The organism is Pseudoxanthomonas sp. OG2, from assembly GCF_014192765.1.
GTDB classification, from domain to species: domain Bacteria; phylum Pseudomonadota; class Gammaproteobacteria; order Xanthomonadales; family Xanthomonadaceae; genus Pseudoxanthomonas_A; species Pseudoxanthomonas_A beigongshangi.
This window is the reverse complement of the sequence record NZ_JACHYM010000001.1, coordinates 1,105,407-1,125,985: the sequence shown is the minus strand read 5'-3', so window position 1 is coordinate 1,125,985 and position 20,579 is coordinate 1,105,407. Positions and strand designations below refer to the sequence as shown.

Genomic DNA, 20,579 nt, shown 5'->3' with positions numbered 1-20,579 from the left:
CGGCCCGCTCCGCCGAGGAACGGGCGCCATCCGCTTCCGCAGGAGACATGCATGAGCAACGCATCCGCAGGCGCGCGCTTCCGCGCCGCGATCGCCGAGGAATCCCCGCTGCAGGTGATGGGCGCCATCACCGCCTATGCCGGCCTGATGGCCCGCCGCGTCGGCTACAAGGCGCTGTACCTGTCCGGCGGCGGCGTCGCCGCCAACTCGCTGGGCATGCCCGATCTGGGCATCAGCACGATGGAAGACGTGCTGACCGACGCGCGCCGCATCGTCGACGCCACCGGTTTGCCGCTGCTGGTCGACATCGACACCGGCTGGGGCGGCGCGTTCAACATCGCGCGCACCATCCGTTCGTTCGAGCGCGTCGGCGTTGCCGCCGTGCACATGGAGGACCAGGTCGGCCAGAAACGCTGCGGCCATCGGCCCGGCAAGGAAGTGGTGTCGAAGGACGAGATGGTCGATCGGGTCAAGGCCGCGGTGGACGCGCGTGGCGATGAAGGCTTCGTGATCATGGCGCGCACCGACGCCGCCGCCGTCGAGGGCATCGACTCGGCGATCGAACGCGCGGTGGCCTATGTCGAGGCGGGCGCGGACATGATCTTCCCCGAGGCGATGAAGACGCTGGAGGACTACCGCCGTTTCAAGGACGCGGTGAAGGTGCCGATCCTGGCCAACCTGACCGAGTTCGGCTCCACCCCGTTCTTCACCGTCGACGAACTGCGCGCGGCCGGCGTGGACATCGCGTTGTACTGCTGTGGTGCCTATCGCGCCATGAACAAGGCGGCGTTGAACTTCTACGAGACCGTGCGCCGCGAAGGCACCCAGAAGAACATCATCGATACCCTGCAGTCGCGCGCGGACCTGTACGACTACCTGGGCTACCACGCCTACGAAGACAAGCTCGACGCCCTGTTCGCGAAGAAGGGCGACGCCTGACATCAGCCCGGGGGGCGGTTCGGTCCGTCCCCGGTCATTCCAGCGCGGTGGAGCAGCTTCCGCCGCACCGCCACACCATCGGGAGGCAGCAATGAGTGAACCCACCCCAGCCACCGGCTTCAAGCCGAAGAAGTCCGTCGCCCTGAGCGGCACCGCCGCCGGCAACACCGCGCTGTGCACGGTCGGCCGCAGCGGCAACGACCTGCACTACCGCGGCTATGACATCCTCGACATCGCCACCACCAGCGAGTTCGAGGAAGTCGCCTACCTGCTGGTCCACGGCAAGCTGCCCAACCGCGCCGAACTGGCCGGCTACAAGGCCAAGCTGAAGTCGCTGCGCGGCATCCCGGCCTCGGTCAAGACCGCGCTGGAACAGCTGCCGCCGTCGGCGCACCCGATGGACGTGATGCGCACCGGCGTGTCGGTGCTGGGCTGCGTGTCGCCGGAGAAGGACGACCACAACCACCCGGGCGCGCGCGACATCGCCGACAAGCTGATGGCCTCGCTGGGTTCGATGCTGCTGTACTGGTACCACTACAGCCACAACGGAAAGCGCATCGACGTGGAGACCGACGACGACTCGATCGGCGGCCACTTCCTGCACCTGCTGCATGGCGAGAAGCCGCGCGACTCGTGGGTGCGCGCCATGCACACCTCGCTGATCCTGTACGCCGAGCATGAGTTCAACGCCTCGACCTTCACCGCGCGCGTGATCGCCGGCACCGGCAGCGACATGCACTCATGCATCACCGGCGCCATCGGCGCGCTGCGCGGACCCAAGCACGGCGGCGCCAACGAAGTGGCGTTCGAGGTGCAGAAGCGCTACGAGACGCCGGACGAGGCCGAGGCCGACATCAAGGCGCGGGTCGAACGCAAGGAAGTGGTCATCGGTTTCGGCCATCCGGTCTACACCGTCGGCGATCCGCGCAACGACGTGATCAAGCAGGTGGCGAAGGATCTGTCCGAGGAACAGCAGAGCACCAAGATGTACGCCATCGCCGAGCGCCTGGAAGCGGTGATGTGGGACATCAAGAAGATGTTCCCCAACCTGGACTGGTTCAGCGCGGTGAGCTACCACATGATGGGCGTGCCGACCGCGATGTTCACCCCGCTGTTCGTCATCGCCCGCACCAGCGGCTGGAGCGCGCACGTCATCGAGCAGCGCATCGACGGCAAGATCATCCGCCCCAGCGCCAACTACACCGGCCCCGAAAACCTGAAGTTCGTCCCGATCGACCAGCGTTGATTCGGCCGTGCCCGCGCGTTTCCGTCCGGGAACGCGCGGAGCCGCCATCGATGGCCTGGAATCCCGACCGCCGCAAAGCCACGCCGACCGCGAAGCCATGAACACCGAATACCGCAAGGCCCTGCCGGGCACCTCACTGGACTACTTCGACGCGCGCGCCGCGGTCGACGCGATCGCGCCCGGCGCCTACGACCGGCTGCCGTACACCTCGCGTGTGCTGGCGGAAAACCTGGTACGCCGCTGCGAACCGGCAGCGCTGACCGATTCGCTGAAGCAGCTGATCGAACGTCGCCGCGATCTCGACTTTCCGTGGTTCCCGGCGCGCGTGGTCTGCCACGACATCCTCGGCCAGACCGCGCTGGTCGACCTGGCCGGCCTGCGCGACGCCATCGCCGACAAGGGCGGGGATCCGGCCAAGGTCAATCCGGTGGTGCCCGTACAGCTGATCGTGGATCACTCGCTGGCGGTGGAATGCGGCGGCTACGATCCGGACGCGTTTTCCAAGAACCGGGCCATCGAGGATCGCCGCAACGAGGATCGCTTCCACTTCATCGAATGGACGCGGCATGCGTTCGAGAACGTCGACGTCATCCCGCCGGGGAACGGCATCATGCACCAGATCAACCTGGAGAAGATGTCGCCGGTGATCCAGGTGCGTGGCGGCGTGGCCTTCCCGGATACCTGCGTGGGCACCGACAGCCACACCCCGCATGTCGATGCGCTGGGCGTGATCGCGATCGGTGTCGGCGGCCTGGAAGCGGAGAACGTGATGCTGGGGCGCGCCTCCTGGATGCGCCTGCCCGACATCGTCGGCGTCGAGCTGACCGGCCGCCCGCAGCCCGGCATCACCGCCACCGACATCGTGCTGGCGCTGACCGAGTTCCTGCGCAAGCAGAAGGTGGTCGGCGCCTATCTGGAGTTCCGCGGTGAAGGCGCCGCCGCGCTCACCCTGGGCGACCGCGCGACCATCTCCAACATGGCGCCGGAGTACGGCGCCACCGCGGCGATGTTCTTCATCGACGGCCAGACCCTGGACTACCTGCGCCTGACCGGTCGCGAGGAAGAGCAGGTCCGCCTGGTCGAAACCTACGCGAAGACCGCCGGCCTGTGGGCCGACAGCCTGGGCAACGCCGAATACGAACGGACGCTGGCGTTCGATCTTTCCAGTGTCGTCCGCAACATGGCCGGTCCGTCCAATCCGCATGCCCGAGTCGCCACCGCCGATCTGGCGGAGAAGGGCATCGCCGGCGATCTGGCGCAGGCACGCGCGCAGGAGGCCGAGGGCCTGATGCCGGATGGCGCGGTCATTATCGCCGCCATCACCAGCTGCACCAACACCAGCAATCCGCGCAACGTGATCGCCGCCGCGCTGCTGGCACGCAACGCCAACCGGGTCGGCCTGACCCGCAAGCCATGGGTGAAGTCGTCGCTGGCACCCGGTTCCAAGGCGGTCGCGCTGTACCTGGACGAGGCCGGACTGACCCCGGAACTGGAAAAGCTCGGCTTCGGCGTGGTCGCCTTCGCCTGCACCACCTGCAACGGCATGTCCGGCGCGCTGGATCCGAAGATCCAGCAGGAAATCGTCGATCGCGACCTGTATGCGACCGCCGTGCTGTCCGGCAACCGCAACTTCGACGGCCGCATCCATCCCTACGCCAAGCAGGCCTTCCTGGCCTCGCCGCCGCTGGTGGTGGCCTACGCGATCGCCGGCACCGTGCGTTTCGATATCGAGAAGGACGTGCTGGGCACGTTCGAGGGGCGCGAGATCCGGCTGAAGGACCTGTGGCCGAGCGACGAGGAAATCGACGCAGTGGTGCGCGCCTCGGTGAAGCCGGAACAGTTCCGCCGCGTGTACGGTCCGATGTTCAACGTGCGGGTCGAACACGGCGAACGCGCCAGCCCGCTGTACGACTGGCGCCCGATGAGCACTTACATCCGCCGCCCACCGTACTGGGAGGGCGCGCTGGCCGGCGAACGCACGCTGCGCGGCATGCGCCCGCTGGCGGTGCTGCCGGACAACATCACCACCGATCACCTGTCACCGTCCAACGCGATCCTGCTGGACAGCGCGGCCGGCGAGTATCTGGCGAAGATGGGCCTGCCGGAAGAGGACTTCAATTCCTATGCCACCCACCGCGGTGACCACCTGACCGCGCAGCGCGCGACCTTCGCCAATCCGAAGCTGTTCAACGAGATGGTGCGCAACCCCGACGGCGGCGTGAAGCAGGGCTCGCTGGCGCGGGTCGAGCCGGAAGGCCGGGTGATGCGCATGTGGGAAGCGATCGAGATCTACATGGAGCGCAAGCAGCCGCTGATCATCATCGCCGGTGCCGACTACGGACAGGGTTCGTCGCGCGATTGGGCGGCCAAGGGCGTGCGCCTGGCGGGCGTCGAGGCGATCGTCGCCGAGGGCTTCGAACGCATCCACCGCACCAACCTGATCGGCATGGGCGTGCTGCCGCTGGAGTTCCAGCCCGGCACCACCCGCCTGACCCTGGGCATCGACGGCACCGAGACCTTCGACGTCGTCGGTGAACGCAGGCCACGCGCGACGCTGACCCTGGTGATCCATCGCCGCGACGGCGAGCGCATCGAGGTACCGGTGACGTGCCGCCTGGACAGCGACGAGGAAGTCTCGATCTACGAAGCCGGCGGCGTGCTCCAGCGCTTCGCCCAGGACTTCCTGGAGTCGGCGCAGGCGGCGTGACGCCGTCTTGCGCCCGCCGCGCTAGAGTGGGACGGACCATCCCCGAGAGGCCATGACCATGTCGAACGAGACCGGAACCGTCCGCCTGCACCGCGTCCTGCGCGCGCCGCCCGAGCGCGTCTACCGCGCCTTCCTGGATCCGGAGGCCATGGTGAAGTGGCTGCCGCCACACGGCTTCACCGGCAAGGTCCACCACATCGATCCGGTGGTCGGCGGGACCTACCGGATGTCGTTCACCAATTTCGGCACCGGCTCCAGCCATGCCTTCGGCGGCACCTATCGCGAACTGGTGCCGGGTGAGCGCATCCGCTACGACGATCAGTTCGAGAACCCGGCGTTGCCGGGCACCATGCAGGTCAGCGTCTCGCTCAAGGCGGTGGCCTGCGGCACCGAGATCAGCATCGTGCAGGAAGGCATTCCCGCGATGATTCCGGTGGAGTTCTGTTACCTCGGCTGGCAGGAGTCGTTGACCCTGCTGGCCAACGTGGTCGAACCCCAGATTCCCGACAACCCCTGACCGAACACCGAGACCTTCATGCCACACGCGCCCCAGATCCGAATCCCCGCCACCTACATGCGCGGAGGCACCAGCAAGGGCGTGTTCTTCCGGCTGCAGGATCTACCCGAACCCGCGCGCGCGCCGGGCGCGGCGCGCGATGCGCTGATGCTGCGGGTAATCGGCAGCCCCGATCCCTACGGCAAGCAGATCGACGGCATGGGCGGCGCGACTTCCAGCACCAGCAAGACGGTGATCCTGGCGAAGAGCGAGCGGCCGGACCACGATGTCGATTACCTGTTCGGCCAAGTGTCCATCGACAGCGCCTTCGTCGACTGGAGCGGCAACTGCGGCAACCTGTCGGCGGCGGTGGGATCGTTCGCCATCGCGGGTGGACTGGTCGATGCCGCGCGCATCCCTCAGGACGGTGTCTGCACGGTGCGTATCTGGCAGTCGAACATCGGCAAGACCATCGTCGCCCACGTGCCGATCACCGGCGGGCAGGTGCAGGAAACCGGGGACTTCGAACTGGACGGCGTGACATTCCCGGCAGCCGAGGTGCAGCTGGAGTTCCTGGATCCGGCCGACGAGGGCGAAGGCGAGGGCGGCGGCGCGATGTTTCCGACCGGCAACCTGGTCGATGAGCTGGACGTGCCAGGCGTCGGCAAGTTTCCGGCGACGCTGATCAATGCCGGCATCCCGACCATCTTCGTCAACGCCACCGACATCGGCTACACCGGCGCGGAATTGCAGGACGCCATCAACGGTGACCCGAAGGCGCTGGCGATGTTCGAGGCGATCCGTGCGCACGGCGCGGTAAGGATGGGATTGATCGCCGACGTGTCGGAGGCCGCGCGCCGCCAGCACACGCCGAAGGTGGCGTTCGTGGCGTCGGCGCAGGACTACGTCACTTCCAGCGGCAAGCAGGTGGGCGCGGGTGATATCGACCTGCTGGTGCGCGCGATGTCGATGGGCAAGCTGCATCACGCGATGATGGGCACCGCCGCCGTCGCCATCGGCACCGCCGCGGCGGTGCCGGGCACGCTGGTCAATCTGGCCGCGGGCGGCGGTGAACGCAGCGCGGTGCGCTTCGGTCATCCGTCCGGCACGTTGCGGGTGGGCGCGGAAGCCACGCAGGAAAACGGCGAATGGAAAGTCGCCAGGGCCATCATGAGCCGCAGCGCCCGCATCCTGATGGAAGGCTGGGTGCGCGTTCCCGGCGATGCGTTCTGAATCGGCGCGGAGCCGACGTCTCCGCGCACATATGGGGATGTCGGCTGGTGGAATTGATTGTTGAAACGAGAAGGGCGGGCCTTGGCCCGCCCTTCCGTTTGTTTCAGTGCAGGCCTTCGGCCTTGAGCGCCGCCTGCACGCCCGGGTCGGCTTCCATGCGCTGGCGGAATGCCGCCAGGTTGTCCAGGCCGCCCAGATCCACGCCGACGTTACCCGCCCAGCGCAGGGTGATGTAGAGATAGGGATCGGCGAAGCTGCGGAAGCCCGCCAGCCACTGCCGGCCTTCAAGCCGCTGGTTGGCGCTTTCGAACAGGCCGCGCAGGCGCTTGCGGGCGGTGGCCTTGATGGCATCGAACTCGGATTCGTCGGCGATGAACTTGCCCGGCGCGAACAGCGGGGTGAAAGCCGGGTGCACGTCGGAGTTCACGAAGGACAGCCAGCGCGCCGCCTCGGCGCGCTGCTGCGCGGAACCGTCGCCGCCCAGCCCGGCCTGCGGGTAGCGGTCGGCGATATAGCCCATGATCGCGGCGTTCTGGGTCAGGACGAAGTCGCCGTCGACAATCGCCGGGACCGCGCCGGTCGGGTTGATCGCCAGGTACTCCGGCGCCTTCATCTCCGCGGCGGTCATCACCTTCAACTCGAAGGGCTGGCCGGTCCATTGCAGGGCGATATGGTCGGCGGTGGAACAGGCGCCGGGCTTGCTGTACAGCTTCATGGGTGGACTCCAGGTACTAGAAAGCGATCCGGGAACTCTCCCAGACCTGTCCAGGGCCCACAAGGCCACCGCCGTAACGGACCGTCACGGACGGCCCGCTTGCCGGAAGGGAGAAATCGCCGCTTCGGCGACAGGACGCTCGGGTTTACGAGCGCGGTGGCTGCGGCTTGAGCGACTGCACACGCAGGAAGGTGTGATCGCCGATGGTGGCCACGCGATAGGCGTTGCGCCAGCTCGGGTTGGCGATCTGGTGGGCCATGAAGTGGCTGGCGCCGGGCACGATTTCCTTGCGCTGGCCGGGCGGGAGGGCCCAGTTGCGCTCGGCGTTCAGGGCCACGCTGACCGACTTGGCCCAGGCGTCCGCATTCTGCAGGCGGGTGCCGGGGGCGACGATGGTGGGGGCGAACTGCTTGCGGGCGGTCACCACCTCGCAGACCGAATCACCCCACAAGCCGCTGTCGCGGCGGCGCAGGGCGACCTCGGCGACGGCTTGCTGGCCGCGCAGGGTCTGGTCGCGGGCTTCCAGGTATACGGTGGTACTGAGGCACAACGAATCAGCGGCCGGCTGCGGCAACATCTGCGACAGCCAGAGAATCCAGGCCAGTTTCATGGGAACTCCTTGCTCCGTCTTTGCCGGTCCCGACCGTTCCGATCCATTGGAAGCGGCGGGGGAGGGACGCGGCAGGGCGTCATGGGGAGGCAGCCTTCACACGGGCTGCCCGGGGTCCCGGCTGAATGATGAGGGCGCCGGGGCGGCCTGCCGGAACTGGGGGGCGGGCCGAAAAAGTTGGCGCAAGGTACGGGCGAAAACCGGAACCCCCCCTGAACACGCCGGGTTGACAGCTCTACTAAGTATTTGATTGGAAATGCTTGTTGGTGAAAGCCGTGTCAAGGTCGAGGCGGCTTGGCGGTGCGTCCGCGAACCGTCGCGCGCTGGCGGGAAGCGCCTGAAAAGCCCGGGAAAAGCGCCGTGGTCGCATGCATGCGCGGCGATGCGCGCGCATGATTCCGTGATGGCCGTCATCAAGCGCGGCGAGGGACCGCCTCGCCGCCCGTCGGTTCAGAGCGCCGCGGCCAGCCGGCTGCCCTGCGCGATGGCGCGCTTGGCGTCGAGTTCGGCGGCCACGTCGGCACCGCCGATCAGGTGCGGGGTGCGGCCAGCGGCCAGCAACGCCGCCTGCAGTTCCCGGCGTGGCTCCTGGCCGGCGCAGACCACCACGTGATCGACTGGCAGCACCTGTTCGGTATCGTCCACGCGGATGTGCAGGCCGGCGTCGTCCACGCCCAGATACTCGACCCCGCCCAGCATCTTCACCTGCTTCGCCTTGAGCGTCGCCCGGTGGACCCAGCCACTGGTCTTGCCCAGCCGCGCGCCCGGCTTGCCGGCGCTGCGCTGGAGCAGCCAGACCTGGCGGGCCGGCGGTTCGGGGTGCGGGCGGGCCAGGCTGCCGCGGCCCTCGAAGGTCGCGTCCACGCCCCATTCGGCCATCCAGCGCGCGGGATCCAGGCTGGACGAGGGGCCTTCCTGGACCAGGAACTCGGCCACGTCGAATCCGATGCCGCCGGCGCCAATCAACGCCGCGCGGGCGCCGACCGTGACCCGGCCCGACAGTACGTCGGTATAGCTGATCACCCTGGGGTGATCGGCGCCGGGAAAATCCACGCGGCGCGGGGTGATGCCGGTCGCCAGCACCACTTCGTCGAAGCCGGCCAGCAGCGCCGCATCGGCGTGCGTGGAGAGCTTCACTTCGACGCCGGTCTCTTCCAGCCGATGGCGGAAATAGCGCAGGGTCTCGTGGAATTCCTCCTTGCCGGGGATGCGCTTGGCGAAATTGAACTGCCCGCCGATTTCCGGCTCGGCATCGAACAGGGTGACCCGGTGTCCGCGTTCGGCGGCCACGGTCGCGCAGGCCAGCCCGGCCGGCCCCGCGCCGACCACGGCGACGCGTTTTGCGGCGAAGGTCTTCGGATAGGTCAGCTCGGTTTCCGCGCAGGCGCGCGGATTGACCAGGCAGCTGGCGGTCTTGTTCTCGAACACATGATCCAGGCAGGCCTGGTTGCAGGCGATGCAGGTATTGATGGCGTGCGCGCGGCCGGTGCGTGCCTTCTCCGGCCACTGCGGATCGGCCAGCAGCGGCCGCGCCAGCGACACCATGTCGGCCTTGCCGGCGGCCAGGATGCCCTCGGCCACGTCCGGCATGTTGATGCGGTTGGTCGCCACCACCGGCACCGACACATGCGGCTTGAGCTTGGCGGTGACGTCGACGAACGCCGCGCGCGGCACCGAGGTGACGATGGTCGGCACCCGCGCCTCGTGCCAGCCGATGCCGGAATTGATGATTGTCGCGCCGGCCGCCTCCACCGCGCGGGCCTGGGCGAGGATCTCCTCCCACTGGTTGCCGTCCTCCACCAGATCCAGCAGCGACAGCCGGTAGATGATGATGAAGTCCGGCCCGCAGGCCTCGCGGATGCGGCGGACGATCTCGACCGCGAAACGCATGCGCTTTTCCGGTGTGCCGCCCCAGGCATCGTTGCGGCGATTGGTGCGCGGCGCGGTGAACTCGTTGATCAGATAGCCTTCCGAGCCCATCACCTCGACACCGTCGTAACCGGCATCGCGGGCGCGCCGGGCAGCGCCGGCATAGGCGTTGATTTGCGACTGCACGGCGCGCGCGGACATCGCGCGCGGGGTGAACGGATTGATCGGCGCCTTCAGCTTCGACGGCGCCACCGAGAGCGGGTGGTAGGCGTAGCGGCCGGCATGCAGCAACTGCAGGCAGATCAGCGCCCCGTGCTCGTGCGCGGCGCGGGTGACGAACTTGTGCGGACGTACTTCCCACGGCCAGGACAGCTTGCCACCGAACGGCTTCAGCCAGCCGACCAGGTTGGGCGAGAAGCCGCCGGTCACCATCAGGCCCACGCCGCCGGCGGCGCGTTCGGCGAAATAGGCGGCCAGCCGCGGGAAGTCGCGGGCGCGGTCCTCCAGGCCGGTGTGCATCGAACCCATCAGGATGCGGTTGCGGACCCGGGTGAAACCCAGATCCAGCGGGGCGAACAGGTGCGGATAGTGCTCGGCGGGGAGGGCGGCGGCGCTGGACGTCATGCGGGCGATGGATACGCTGGCGTATGGATGCGACACGATGCCCCGGGCAGCGCGCCGGCGCAAGTGCTGGCGCCACCTCCGGGACAAGCGCAAGCACGGCACAGAACGCGCCCGCTTGGCAAGAGTTGTCCCGTCCGGCCGGCTCGGGGACCATAGGGGACCAAGGCTTTCGGGACGTCATGGACGCCGCATCACCTCCCCTGCACGACTACCTGCGCGACGGCATCGCCGCCGCGGATCTGCCGGACCTCCACCCCCTGCTTGCCGCCCGCGATCAGTTGCGGGCCTTCTCGACCCTGTTCCACGGGGGCGAGGAGAACGTCATGGTGCGCCTGCTGGTCTTGCGCACGATCGGCGAGCGCGGGCAGGCGCCGGACTGGAGTCCGCAGGAACTGCGCGACCAGTTCGCGTATCTGGATCCGGTCAAGTTCGACACCGTGCTGGGACGCCTGCGCGAGAACGGCCTGCTGCTATGGGAAGCGCACAGCCAGCGCTACCGCATCAGTCCGGTCGGGCGCCAGGCGCTGGCGGCGATCGGCATGCTGCTGCAGTTCAACCGCGAAGGCGACGAACTGGCCTACGTCACCGCGCAGCTGGCCGCGGGCCAGGCGGTGGGCCGGGTCGGCGCCGACGATCTGCAGCACCTGCTGTCGCGGCTCAACGAACTGCGCGAGGACTTCGACCAGGCCGTGCTGAGCGGTTCGGAACACCGCATCCAGCGCGCCGCCGATACGTTGCAGTCGGTCTGGCAATGGGTGGAGAAGGGCACCGAACTGATCCGCGACATCGCCGCCGACGGCGATCTGGATACCGCGACCCATCGGGTGGCCCAGCAGATCGGCCGCGCGCAGAGCGCGTTGCTGCGCCAGGCGTCGGTGTTCCAGCGCGCGCTGAACCAGCTGGATCGCCACCGCGTGCACCTGGGCGCGAGCGGACTGTCCTCTTCCGACGTCAACCGTTTCCTGCGCGCCCGCGACATCGACGCGCTGGCCGCCCTGGCCGACGACGTGCTGGTGCGCACGCCGATGCCGGCCTTCGTGCTCGGGCCGATCGCCCTGGACGTGGCCGAGTACGAACTGGTCGAGCGCGAACGCGAAGGCCAGGAAAGCACCGCGCTGCCGCCGGCGCAGCAGGCGCCCAGCGAGACCCAGGCCCCGGTCGCGCAGAGCGACTACGCCCATGCCGAACGATGGCTGGATCAGCTCGCCGGTCTCGACCAGGAGGCCCCGCTGGCCGACTGGGTGCCGCAGGAAAGCTTTGCGCTCAGCGCGTACCGGCTGTCGCTGCTCGGGTTGATCGGCGATGCCGGCGCCGAGAACCGGCAGGGTGTGGGCGCGTCGCTGGCGCAGTTGCCGATGCAGTGGCGGGTCGAACCGGTGTTCGAAGAGGTCCAGCGCGCCGGCGTCGCCTATATGAGCCGCGGCCAGTTGCTGCCGCAATCCGCGCCGACACCTGCCATGCCCGTCGCCACGCGCAAGCCAGACAAACAAGACAAGCAAGACAAACCGAAGAAACGGAAGACCCAGACCGCATGAGTGACCCCATCGCATCCCTGATCGCGCGGCTGCTGGCCGAGCGCTGGCTGCCGCGCGAGGACCGCGCCATGCGCCAGGTCCTGGTCGACGCCGAGCTGCGCGACGATCTCGATCGCCGCCTCGCCGCCGCCGGCCTGCGCCTGCTCGAACATCCCTACGCCGCGCATGTGGCGGTGGGCGTGGCACGCGCGCAGGAGAACGAGGTATTCGGCAACGCCGAGGCGTGGGCGGCCAGCAACCTGTCGCTGGGCCGCGACGCACTGGCGTTGTTGGTGGTCCTGTGGGCGCTGCTGGTGCTGCCCAAACGCCAGCGCCAGATCGCGCGCCAGGAAGGCGAGCGCGCGCAGGAACAGGAGCAGATGTTCGCCGAACTCAAGCCGGTGCCGGTGGGCGCGGAAGTGATCGAGCCGATCAACGAACGCACCCTGCTGGCCGACTTCAGCGACAAGCTGGGCGGCAAGGGGCGATTGCAGATGAACCTGGGCGCGCTGCAGCGCCAGGGTTTCATCGTCCGCCGCCGCGAGCGCATCCACGAGGGCCCGCTGCTGGACCTGGCGTTCGACTACGAGCGTATCGCCAGCCGGGTGATGGACGGCGCGCTGTCGCAGGTCATCGAGGAAGCGCGGCAGTCGCAGGCCGCCGCCCGCGAACGCGGCGAGGAAGCGGGCGTGGATGCGTCCGGGAATGTGCCGGGCGATGACGTGCCCGACGAGGACGCACTCGACGAGAGCGCGCTGGACGAAGAGGTGCAGGCCGATGTTTGAGTTCCGTCAGCTGGAAGTCGTCCACTGGGATTACTGGCAGCGCTACACGCTGCCGCTGGATGCTTCGATCATCACCGTGGTCGGTCCCAATGGCTCCGGCAAGACCACCCTGCTGGATGCGCTGCGCACGCTGCTGGCCATCGACGATCGCGACATGGCGCGCGACTACAAGACCTACCTGCGCCACAACGGCAAGCCCTATGCCTGGCTGCGCGCGGTGGTCAGCAATCCCGCCGATCGGCGCGGCAAGCGCGCGTTCTTCCCGTACATGGACGAGCAGGTCACGATTGCCTGCCGGGTGCGCAAGCGCGGCGGCGACTGGTCCCGCGACTACCAGATCGTGCCCGGCGACGTGCCGATCGAGACGCTGGAGCAGGGTGGCGAATGGCTGGGCGTGCGCGACTACCGGGTACGTCTGGCCGGCGCGGGCCTGAGCCGCGCGATCTGCCGCGTGCTGACGCTGGAGCAGGGCGCCACCGACAAACTCTGCCAGCTTTCGCCGCGCGAATTGCTGCAACTGGTGTTCGACGTGTTCGAGGACAAGGCGGTGCTGGACGACTACCAGCGCGCGCGCAGCGAACAATTCGACGTGGAGAAGGAAATCGGCCAGCTCCAGCAGGGCCTGGCGGAACTTCATCTGCGGCTGGAGTCCTCGCGCGCCGATGTGCGCTCGTTCGAAGACGGCCTGTCGCTGCGGTCGCAGCGCAACCGCCTGCATACCGAGATCGTGCCGAAGGTGGAATTGGCGGATCTGCGTGCCACCATCGAAGGCGCGCGGCCGCGCCTCACCGGCCTGCGCCGCGCGCTGCGCGAACGCGGGCATGCGCACGCCGCGTTGCTGGCGCAGGAAGCCGGCGCGCAGGCGCAGCGCACCACCTTGCAGCAGGCGCTGGCCGAGGTGCGCGCGCGCCAGGCCGAGGCCGAAGCGGTGTTCACCCATGCTCGCGACCATGCGCGCGATGCGGAGATGCTGGTCAAGCGACGCGACGATCTGGATCGCCTGCAGGGCGGGCGCAAGGGCGCCGACGTCAAGGCGCTGAGCCGCGAGGTCGAGGAGGGCCGCCGGCGCCAGGCCGAGCTGAAGCTGGAAGGCCAGCGCGATCGCCAGCGCGCCGCCGAGATCACCGCCCAGGTCGCCGCGCTCAGCGGCGGCGGCCGGGTCACCGAGCCGTTCGAACGCGACTTCCGTGCCGCGCTCGACGCCAAGGGCATCGGCCACAAGGTGCTGACCGAACTGGTCGAGATTGCAGAGCCGGAATGGGCGACGGCGGTGGAAGCGGTGCTCGCGCCCTACCGCCATCTGCTGGTGCTGGATTCGCCGAAGGACGCCGCCGCGGCGTGGCAACTGGGCGAGCAGATGCAGTACCGCCACTTCCTGGTCGCCGATCGCGCGCCGGCCGACAAGCCGACCCGCGGTTCGCTGCTGGAAGTGGTGCGCTTCCTCGACGACCCGCCGGCGTGGCTGCCGCGCCAGCTGGATCGGATCCAGCGGGTGGAGGACGTGCAGGCCGGCCATCGCCTGCCCAAGGGCCAGGACTGGATTACCGCCAAGGGCTATCTGCGCGAACAGCGTGGCGGTCGTCATATCGGCGGCAACGCGCATCACTTCGGCGCGGGTGCCCGCCAGGCGCAACTGGCCGAACTGCGCGCGGAACTGACGGCCCTCCAGCAGCGTGCGCATGCGCGCGAGGAAGAACTGAGCGGGTTGGGCCAGCAGGTCGACGCCAGCCAGGCGCGCCTGCTCGGACTGGGCGCGGGCAACGAGCTGGTGACGCGCGCGGCCGAGTTCGCCGATGCGGCCGAACGCCTGCCGGAACTGGCCGAGGCCGCGCAGCAGGCGGCCGCCGCATTGATGGAAGTGCGCACCGAGCTCGATCGCCTGGCCGCCGAGGACAAGGCCGAGAGCATCGCCGCCGCCAGTCGGGCGGGCGAACTGAAGGCGCTGCAGAATGAACTGCGCGAGCGCGAACACCAGATCGCGCAGGAGCGGATGGCGCTGGTGCAGCGGATCGTCGACTTCCGCCGCCGCCGCGCGCAGATGCCGGTGGAGTGGCGCGGCGTGGCCGCGTTGCGGGCCGCACGCGACGAATACGAAAGCGCCAACGCGGTGCGTCGCGAAGTCGAGCGCATCGACGAGCGGCTGGCGCGCGGCGCCTACGTGGAGGACGACGGCTGCGTCGCGCTGCGCGACAAGTTCGCCGCCGACCACGCCGGGCTGGAAGCCGCCATCGGCAAGCGCGAGGCGCACCTGCACCGCGCGCGCAAGTTGACCGAGGAAGCGCGGGGCGCCTACATCAACGTGCTGCGTGCCACCGTCCGCCGCTACCGCAAGAACCTGGTCGCGCTGGGCGAGCTGTCCGGCATCGGCGTCGATGTGGAGATGCCGGAACTGGTCAACGAGGACACCGCGCTGGCGCAGGCGGGCCTGACCGTGCGCTTCGATTTCGATCGCAAGGGCTGGATCGGCCTGGACGACGGCGAGGCGTCCGGCGGCCAGCAGGTGATGAAGTCGCTGCTGTTGCTGGTGGCGCTGCTGCGCGACGAGGAACAACCGGGCGGATTCGTCTTCATCGACGAACCGTTCGCGCACCTGGACGTGGCCAACATCGAAAAGGTCGGCCGCTTCCTGCGCTCGACCGACGCCCAGTACATCCTGACCACGCCGATCACCCACAACGTCAACGTGTTCGAACCCTCGGACCTGGTGCTGGCGACCAGCAAGCGGCGCGCCGGCAGCAGTTGGGCCGAACCGGTGGCGGTGCTCAAGCGCGATCGCGGGCAGGACGCGGCCGCGGCCTGAGTCCGCGCGGCGTCAGGTGGCCTGCCTGCGCAGTCGCAGCAGGCCCAGTCCCAGCCCGATGAACAACGTGCCGCTGAGACGCTGCCACCAGCGCCCACGGGCGCCGCCCAGCCAGCGGCGCAGGTGGCGCGCGGCGGCGACGTAGCACAGGTGCGACAGCACCGTGCAGGCGGCGAAGGTGACGGTCAGCAGCAGGCCCTGCCGCCAGGGCGAAGCCTGCTGCTGCATGAACTGCGGCAGCAGCGCGGTGAAGAACAGGATGCTCTTCGGATTGGTCGCCGCCACCAGCACGCCTTGGCCGAACAACCGCCATGCATCGCCATTGGCGGGCGACAGCGAAGCGTCTGCCGCGAACGGCGGCGGGCTGCGCCATTGGCGGATGCCCAGATAGACCAGATACATCGCACCGGCGATCTTGAGCACGGTGAACGCGGTCGAGGACGCCTGCAACAACGCTCCCAGCCCCAGCAACGCGGTGACCGCGACGACGAACACGCCGGTCGCGTTGCCGAGCGAACTGATCAGCGCCCGCCGCGCGCCCAGCGTGGCGGCATTGGAAACCGCCAGCAGCACCGCCGGTCCCGGCGTGAATGCGGTGATCAGTGACAGCGTGCAGAACAGCCACCAGGCGCCTGCGCTCATGCCGTCACTCCCAGCCCGCCAGCACCAGCTTGCCGATGGTGGTGCCGGACTCCAGCCGGCGATGCGCCTCGCGCAGGTTGGCGGCGTTGATCGGCCCCAATGTCTCGCGATGGTTGCTGCGCAGTTCACCCGCATCGATCAGGCTGGCGGCGCGGCTGAGCAGCCGGTGCTGTTCGATCAGATCGGGTGTCTGGAAGCGCGGGCGCGCGAACATCATTTCCCAGTGGATGCCGACCGACTTGGCCTTGTAGGGATCGCCGATGCGCAGCTCGCCCCTGGGTTCGACGATCAAGCCGACATGGCCGAGCGGAGCAATGATTTCGCCAATCGCGGTCCAGTAGCGGTCGGTGTCGGCCAGGTTCAGCACCGCGTCAACCTGTGAAAACCCGATCGCCGCCAGTTGCGGCGCCAGATCCTGTCGATGATCGATGACGTGCTGCGCGCCCAGCGAACGGCACCATTCGATCGTTTCCGGACGCGAGGCGGTGGCGATGACGGTGAAGCCGGCGCGGCGCGCCAGTTGGATCGCCATCGACCCTACGCCACCGGCGCCGGCGATGACCAGCAGGCTGCGGCGGTTGCATTCGTTGTCGATCGAATAGGGCATGCGGTGGAACAGCAGCTCCCAGGCGGTGATGGTAGTCAGCGGCAGCGCCGCGGCCTCGGCGAAGTCCAGCGTCGCCGGCTTGCGGCCGACGATGCGCTCGTCGACCAGTTGGAACTGCGCGTTGCTGCCGGCACGGGTGATGTCGCCGGCGTAGTAGACCTCGTCGCCGGGCGCGAACAGGGTCACCTGGTCGCCGACCGCCTCGACCACACCGGCGGCGTCGTAGCCGAGCACACGCGGCGGATCTTCCTGCTGCGGCTTGGGCGCGCGCACCTTGGTATCGACCGGGTTGACCGAGATCGCTTCCACCCGCACCAGGATGTCGTGGCCGGTCGGTTCGGGCTTGGGCAGTTCGATGTCCTGCAGGGATTGCGGATCGTCGATGGGCAGGTAGCGGGTGAGGCCGACGGCTTTCATGGGGGACTCCGGTTGCGACGAGGATTCGGGCGAGTGATTCAGACGGGAAGCGGGCTGCGCTCGGCGAACTGCCCGCGCCAGTAGGGATAGTACGGATACGGCGTTTCGGTCGCGCTCACGGCGTCAAGGCGGGCGATCTGATCCGGCGTGAGCTGCCAGCCGACCGCGCCGAGGTTCTGCTTCAGCTGCTCTTCGTTGCGCGCGCCGATCAGTACGGTCGACACGGTGGGACGCTGCAGCAGCCAATTGATGGCGATCTGCGGGACCGCCTTGCCGGTCTCGGCGGCGATTTCATCGAGGACGTCGACGATGCGGTACAGGCGTTCGGGATCCACCGCCGGACCGATCGCGGCGGTGTCGTGCAGGCGGCTGGTTTCCGGCAGCGGCTGGCCGCGGCGGATCTTGCCGGTCAGCCGGCCCCAGCCCAGCGGACTCCAGACCACCGCGCCGACACCCTGGTCGAGGCCCAGCGGCATCAGTTCCCATTCGTAGTCGCGGCCGATCAGCGAGTAGTAGGCCTGGTTGGCGACGTAGCGGCTCCAACCGTGGCGCTCGGCGATGCCCAGCGATTTCATCAGTTGCCAGCCGGAGAAGTTGGAGACGCCGAGATAACGCACCTTGCCAGCACGGACCAGGTCATCGAGGGTGGAGAGGGTCTCCTCGATCGGCGTCATCGCATCGAAGGCATGCAGTTGCAGCAGATCCAGGTAGTCGGTATCCAACCGCTTCAGCGAAGCGTCCACCGCCTTGAGCAGGCGCAGCCGCGAGGTGCCGGCGTCGTTGGCGCCGTCGCCCAGCCGCAGCCCGGTCTTGCTGGACAGGATCACCTGGTCGCGGCGGCCGCGCAGCGCTTCGCCGAGGATGGATTCGGACGCGCCGTCGGAATAGACATCGGCGGTGTCGAAGAAATTGATGCCGGCTTCGATGGACAGATCGATCATCCGGCGTGCTTCGGCGACATCGGTGTTGCCCCAGGCGCTGAACAGCGGACCCTTGCCGCCGAAGGTGCCGGCACCGAAGCCGAGCGCGGAGACTTTGAGGCCGGAACGGCCGAGAAAACGGGTTTCCATGGAATGTCCTAGAAGGGAGAAGGGGAGGGGAAAGGTAGGAGGTGCGTCAGGCGCACTCGCCGGCGCGCAGTGTGGCCGGAGTGGCGGCGTCGCGAAGCTGGCGGCGCTCCAGCGCGATGCTCCACAGCGCCACCACGAAGGCCGACAGCGGCACCAGCGCGCCAATCCAGGTCAGCGCGGACAGGCCGGCGCCGTGGGCGATGACCAGGCCGCCCAGCCAGGCACCCATCGCATTGCCCAGATTGAAGGCACCGATGTTGAGGCTGGAGGCCAGGCTCTGCGCGGCGCCGGCCTTCTGCAGCACCCACAGCTGCAGCGGCGAGACCGTGGCGAACGCGGCGGCACCGAGCAGGCCGGTGAACAGCACCATCGCCCAGCGGCTGTGCAGCGCGAAACTCATCAGCCCCATCACCAGCGCCAGCGCGATCAGCGTGCCGAGCAGCGCCGGTTGCAGGCGCCGATCGGCGAAGCGGCCGCCCAGCAGGTTGCCGACAATCATGCCGACGCCGAAAACAAGCAGGATGGGCGACACCGCCGCGTCGGCGAAGCCGGTGATCTGGGTGAGCAGCGGCTGGATATAGGTGTACACGGTGAACATGCCGCCGAAGCCCAGCACCGTCATCAGCAGGCCCAGCAGCACCTGCGGCTGCGCGATCGACTTCAATTCCTCGCGGAAGGCGATCGGCGCGGTGTCGCCGCGGTCGGAGGGCACCAGCGTGGCGATCACGATGGTGGCGATCACGCCGATCGCGGTCACCGCCCAGAATGTCGCGCGCCAGCCGAACTGCAAACCCAGCCAGGCGCCGGCGGGCACGCCGAGCAGCGTCGCCACGGTCAGGCCGGTGAACATGATCGAGATCGCCGACGCCTTGCGGTCCTCGGCCACCAACCCGGTGGCGACCACCGCGCCGACGCCGAAGAAGGTGCCATGCGCCAACGAAGTGATCACCCGCGCGATCATCAGCGTGGTGTAGTCCGGCGCGATCGCGCAGGCCAGGTTGCCGAGGGTGAAGATGATCATCAGCGCCACCAGCACCGCCTTGCGCGGCATCCGGCTGGTGGCCGCGGTCAGCAGCGGCGCCCCGGCGAACACGCCCAGCGCGTAGCCGGAGATCAGCAGCCCGGCGGCGGCGATGGAGACATGCAGATCGGTGGCGACCTGCATCAGCAGGCCCATGATGACGAATTCGGTGGTGCCGATGCCGAATGCCCCGGCGGTCAGGGCGTACAGCGCGATCGGCATGCGGGAGCGGGGGGCGGCAGCGGTCACGGGGAAGGGTCCGGGTGGAGAAGGTGCGCACTCTGGACCTTCCACAGATTGCGAAAAAGCGCGAATATGTCGAATCACTATCAATAAATATTTGATAATCATGGACCGTGTCGGCGACCTGACCCTGTTCCTGCGCGTGCTGGACCTGGGGTCCATCACCGCGGCGGCGCACAGCCTGGACCTGTCGGTGGCGGTCGCCAGCCAGCGGCTGAAGCGGCTGGAGCGCGAACTGGGCGTGCGCCTGGTGCACCGGACCACCCGTCGCCTGCACCCCACCCCGGAAGGCGCGGCGCTGGCCCAGCAGGGCCGGGCGCTGGTGGAGGATCTGGAGTCGCTGGGCGCCGGCCTGCGCGAAGCCGCCACCGAGGTGGCCGGCACCCTGCGGGTGACCCTGTCGGCGACCTTCGGACGGCAGTACGTCTCGCCGCTGCTGCCCGCGTTCCTGGCCGAGCATCCGAAACTGCGGATGGCCGTGCACCTGAGCGATCAGGTGGTCGATCTGGTCAGCGAGGGCTTCGATCTGGCGATTCGCATCGGCGCGCTCGAGGACTCGGGGCTGGTCGCACGCCGCATCGCGCCCAACCGACGGCTGCTGTGCGCCTCGCCGGACTATCTGCGGCGGCGCGGGCGTCCGTTGCATCCGGAACAACTGGCGCAGCACGAATGTCTGCTGCTGGTCGGCAGCCAGGGTCGGCAGGATGTGTGGCGGTTGCAGGATCCGCAGGGCAAGGAGGTCGCGGTGCGGGTGAACGGACGCTACGAAAGCAACTTCGGCGAACTGCTGCGCGACGCGGCGGTCGCGGGCGAGGGCATTGCCGTGCATTCCCTGTGGCATGTCGCCGACGACCTGCGCGCCGGCCGGCTGGAAGTCGTGTTGCCGATGTACCCGCCGGCCACCACCGCGATCAGCGCGGTGATGCCGCAGCGGCGGCTGGTGCCGCCGCGGGTGCGCGCGTTCATCGACCTGCTGGCCGCACGATTCGGCGAGAACCCGCCCTGGGAGCAGGGACTTCCCTCGCTGGTCGGCTGAACGTC

The 20,579-nt window shown here is 68.6% G+C and carries 16 protein-coding genes; 9 read left to right on the top strand and 7 right to left on the bottom strand.

Translation table 11 applies throughout. The features are described from left to right. Positions 1-51: 51 nt before the first annotated feature. The 5 genes from prpB (at position 52) to prpF (ending at position 6,621) form a co-directional block, all read left to right on the top strand. The gene (prpB, locus tag FHW78_RS05285; protein WP_183638629.1) at positions 52-939 is read left to right on the top strand and encodes a methylisocitrate lyase; all 888 of its coding nucleotides are present in this window, start codon (positions 52-54) and stop codon (positions 937-939) included. 91 nt (positions 940-1,030) lie between these two features. Next, the gene (gene prpC / locus FHW78_RS05280) at positions 1,031-2,185 is read left to right on the top strand and encodes a 2-methylcitrate synthase (protein WP_141455913.1); all 1,155 of its coding nucleotides are present in this window, start codon (positions 1,031-1,033) and stop codon (positions 2,183-2,185) included. Between the two features lie 97 nt (positions 2,186-2,282). Then, positions 2,283-4,892 carry a Fe/S-dependent 2-methylisocitrate dehydratase AcnD gene (acnD, locus tag FHW78_RS05275; protein WP_183638626.1) on the top strand — a complete coding sequence of 870 codons (2,610 nt, stop codon included), beginning with the start codon at positions 2,283-2,285 and terminating at the stop codon, positions 4,890-4,892. 58 nt (positions 4,893-4,950) lie between these two features. Further along, on the top strand, positions 4,951-5,409 hold the full coding sequence (locus tag FHW78_RS05270; protein ID WP_203322211.1) for an SRPBCC family protein: 459 nt from the start codon (positions 4,951-4,953) through the stop codon (positions 5,407-5,409). Between the two features lie 18 nt (positions 5,410-5,427). Beyond that, positions 5,428-6,621, top strand: coding sequence for a 2-methylaconitate cis-trans isomerase PrpF (gene prpF, locus FHW78_RS05265; RefSeq protein ID WP_183638623.1), 1,194 nt, complete (start codon positions 5,428-5,430; stop codon positions 6,619-6,621). Between the two features lie 103 nt (positions 6,622-6,724). On the opposite strand, the gene FHW78_RS05260 is transcribed toward prpF, so the two are convergent. From FHW78_RS05260 to FHW78_RS05250, 3 genes are all read right to left on the bottom strand, one after another. Then, entirely contained in the window at positions 6,725-7,336 is a 612-nt protein-coding gene (locus FHW78_RS05260; RefSeq protein WP_183638620.1) for a glutathione S-transferase N-terminal domain-containing protein, read from the bottom strand. 145 nt (positions 7,337-7,481) lie between these two features. Then, complete coding sequence (locus tag FHW78_RS05255) at positions 7,482-7,946, bottom strand: cell wall hydrolase (RefSeq protein ID WP_141455918.1); 465 nt, start codon at positions 7,944-7,946, stop codon at positions 7,482-7,484. Positions 7,947-8,396: 450 nt separating this feature from the next. Next, a complete protein-coding gene (locus tag FHW78_RS05250) occupies positions 8,397-10,439 on the bottom strand; it encodes an NADPH-dependent 2,4-dienoyl-CoA reductase (RefSeq protein ID WP_183641163.1) in 2,043 nt (680 codons plus the stop codon). A 179-nt stretch (positions 10,440-10,618) separates the two neighbouring features. Here FHW78_RS05250 and FHW78_RS05245 point away from each other — a divergent pair, with 179 nt between their 5' ends. The 3 genes from FHW78_RS05245 to FHW78_RS05235 are packed head-to-tail and all read left to right on the top strand — an operon-like array spanning position 10,619 to position 15,538. Then, positions 10,619-11,974 carry a hypothetical protein gene (locus FHW78_RS05245; RefSeq protein WP_183638617.1) on the top strand — a complete coding sequence of 452 codons (1,356 nt, stop codon included), beginning with the start codon at positions 10,619-10,621 and terminating at the stop codon, positions 11,972-11,974. Next, complete coding sequence (locus FHW78_RS05240) at positions 11,971-12,738, top strand: hypothetical protein (RefSeq protein WP_183638614.1); 768 nt, start codon at positions 11,971-11,973, stop codon at positions 12,736-12,738. The genes FHW78_RS05245 and FHW78_RS05240 overlap by 4 nt, the downstream gene beginning before the upstream one ends. Next, entirely contained in the window at positions 12,731-15,538 is a 2,808-nt protein-coding gene (locus FHW78_RS05235; protein ID WP_183638611.1) for an AAA family ATPase, read from the top strand. The genes FHW78_RS05240 and FHW78_RS05235 overlap by 8 nt, the downstream gene beginning before the upstream one ends. Positions 15,539-15,550: 12 nt before the next feature. Here the strand turns inward: FHW78_RS05235 and FHW78_RS05230 are convergent, their stop codons facing one another. The 4 genes from FHW78_RS05230 to FHW78_RS05215 are packed head-to-tail and all read right to left on the bottom strand — an operon-like array spanning position 15,551 to position 19,517. After that, positions 15,551-16,180, bottom strand: coding sequence for a LysE family translocator (locus tag FHW78_RS05230; protein ID WP_183638608.1), 630 nt, complete (start codon positions 16,178-16,180; stop codon positions 15,551-15,553). Positions 16,181-16,184: 4 nt separating this feature from the next. Continuing rightward, complete coding sequence (locus tag FHW78_RS05225; protein ID WP_183638605.1) at positions 16,185-17,204, bottom strand: zinc-binding alcohol dehydrogenase family protein; 1,020 nt, start codon at positions 17,202-17,204, stop codon at positions 16,185-16,187. A 38-nt stretch (positions 17,205-17,242) separates the two neighbouring features. Next, positions 17,243-18,274 carry an aldo/keto reductase gene (locus tag FHW78_RS05220; protein ID WP_183638602.1) on the bottom strand — a complete coding sequence of 344 codons (1,032 nt, stop codon included), beginning with the start codon at positions 18,272-18,274 and terminating at the stop codon, positions 17,243-17,245. A gap of 46 nt (positions 18,275-18,320) precedes the next feature. Continuing rightward, positions 18,321-19,517, bottom strand: a complete 1,197-nt coding sequence (locus tag FHW78_RS05215; protein WP_183641161.1) for an MFS transporter — start codon at positions 19,515-19,517, stop codon at positions 18,321-18,323. Positions 19,518-19,644: 127 nt separating this feature from the next. Between FHW78_RS05215 and FHW78_RS05210 the strand changes: the two genes are divergently transcribed. Next, positions 19,645-20,574 carry a LysR family transcriptional regulator gene (locus FHW78_RS05210; protein ID WP_183638599.1) on the top strand — a complete coding sequence of 310 codons (930 nt, stop codon included), beginning with the start codon at positions 19,645-19,647 and terminating at the stop codon, positions 20,572-20,574. The last annotated feature ends 5 nt before the right edge of the window (positions 20,575-20,579 follow it).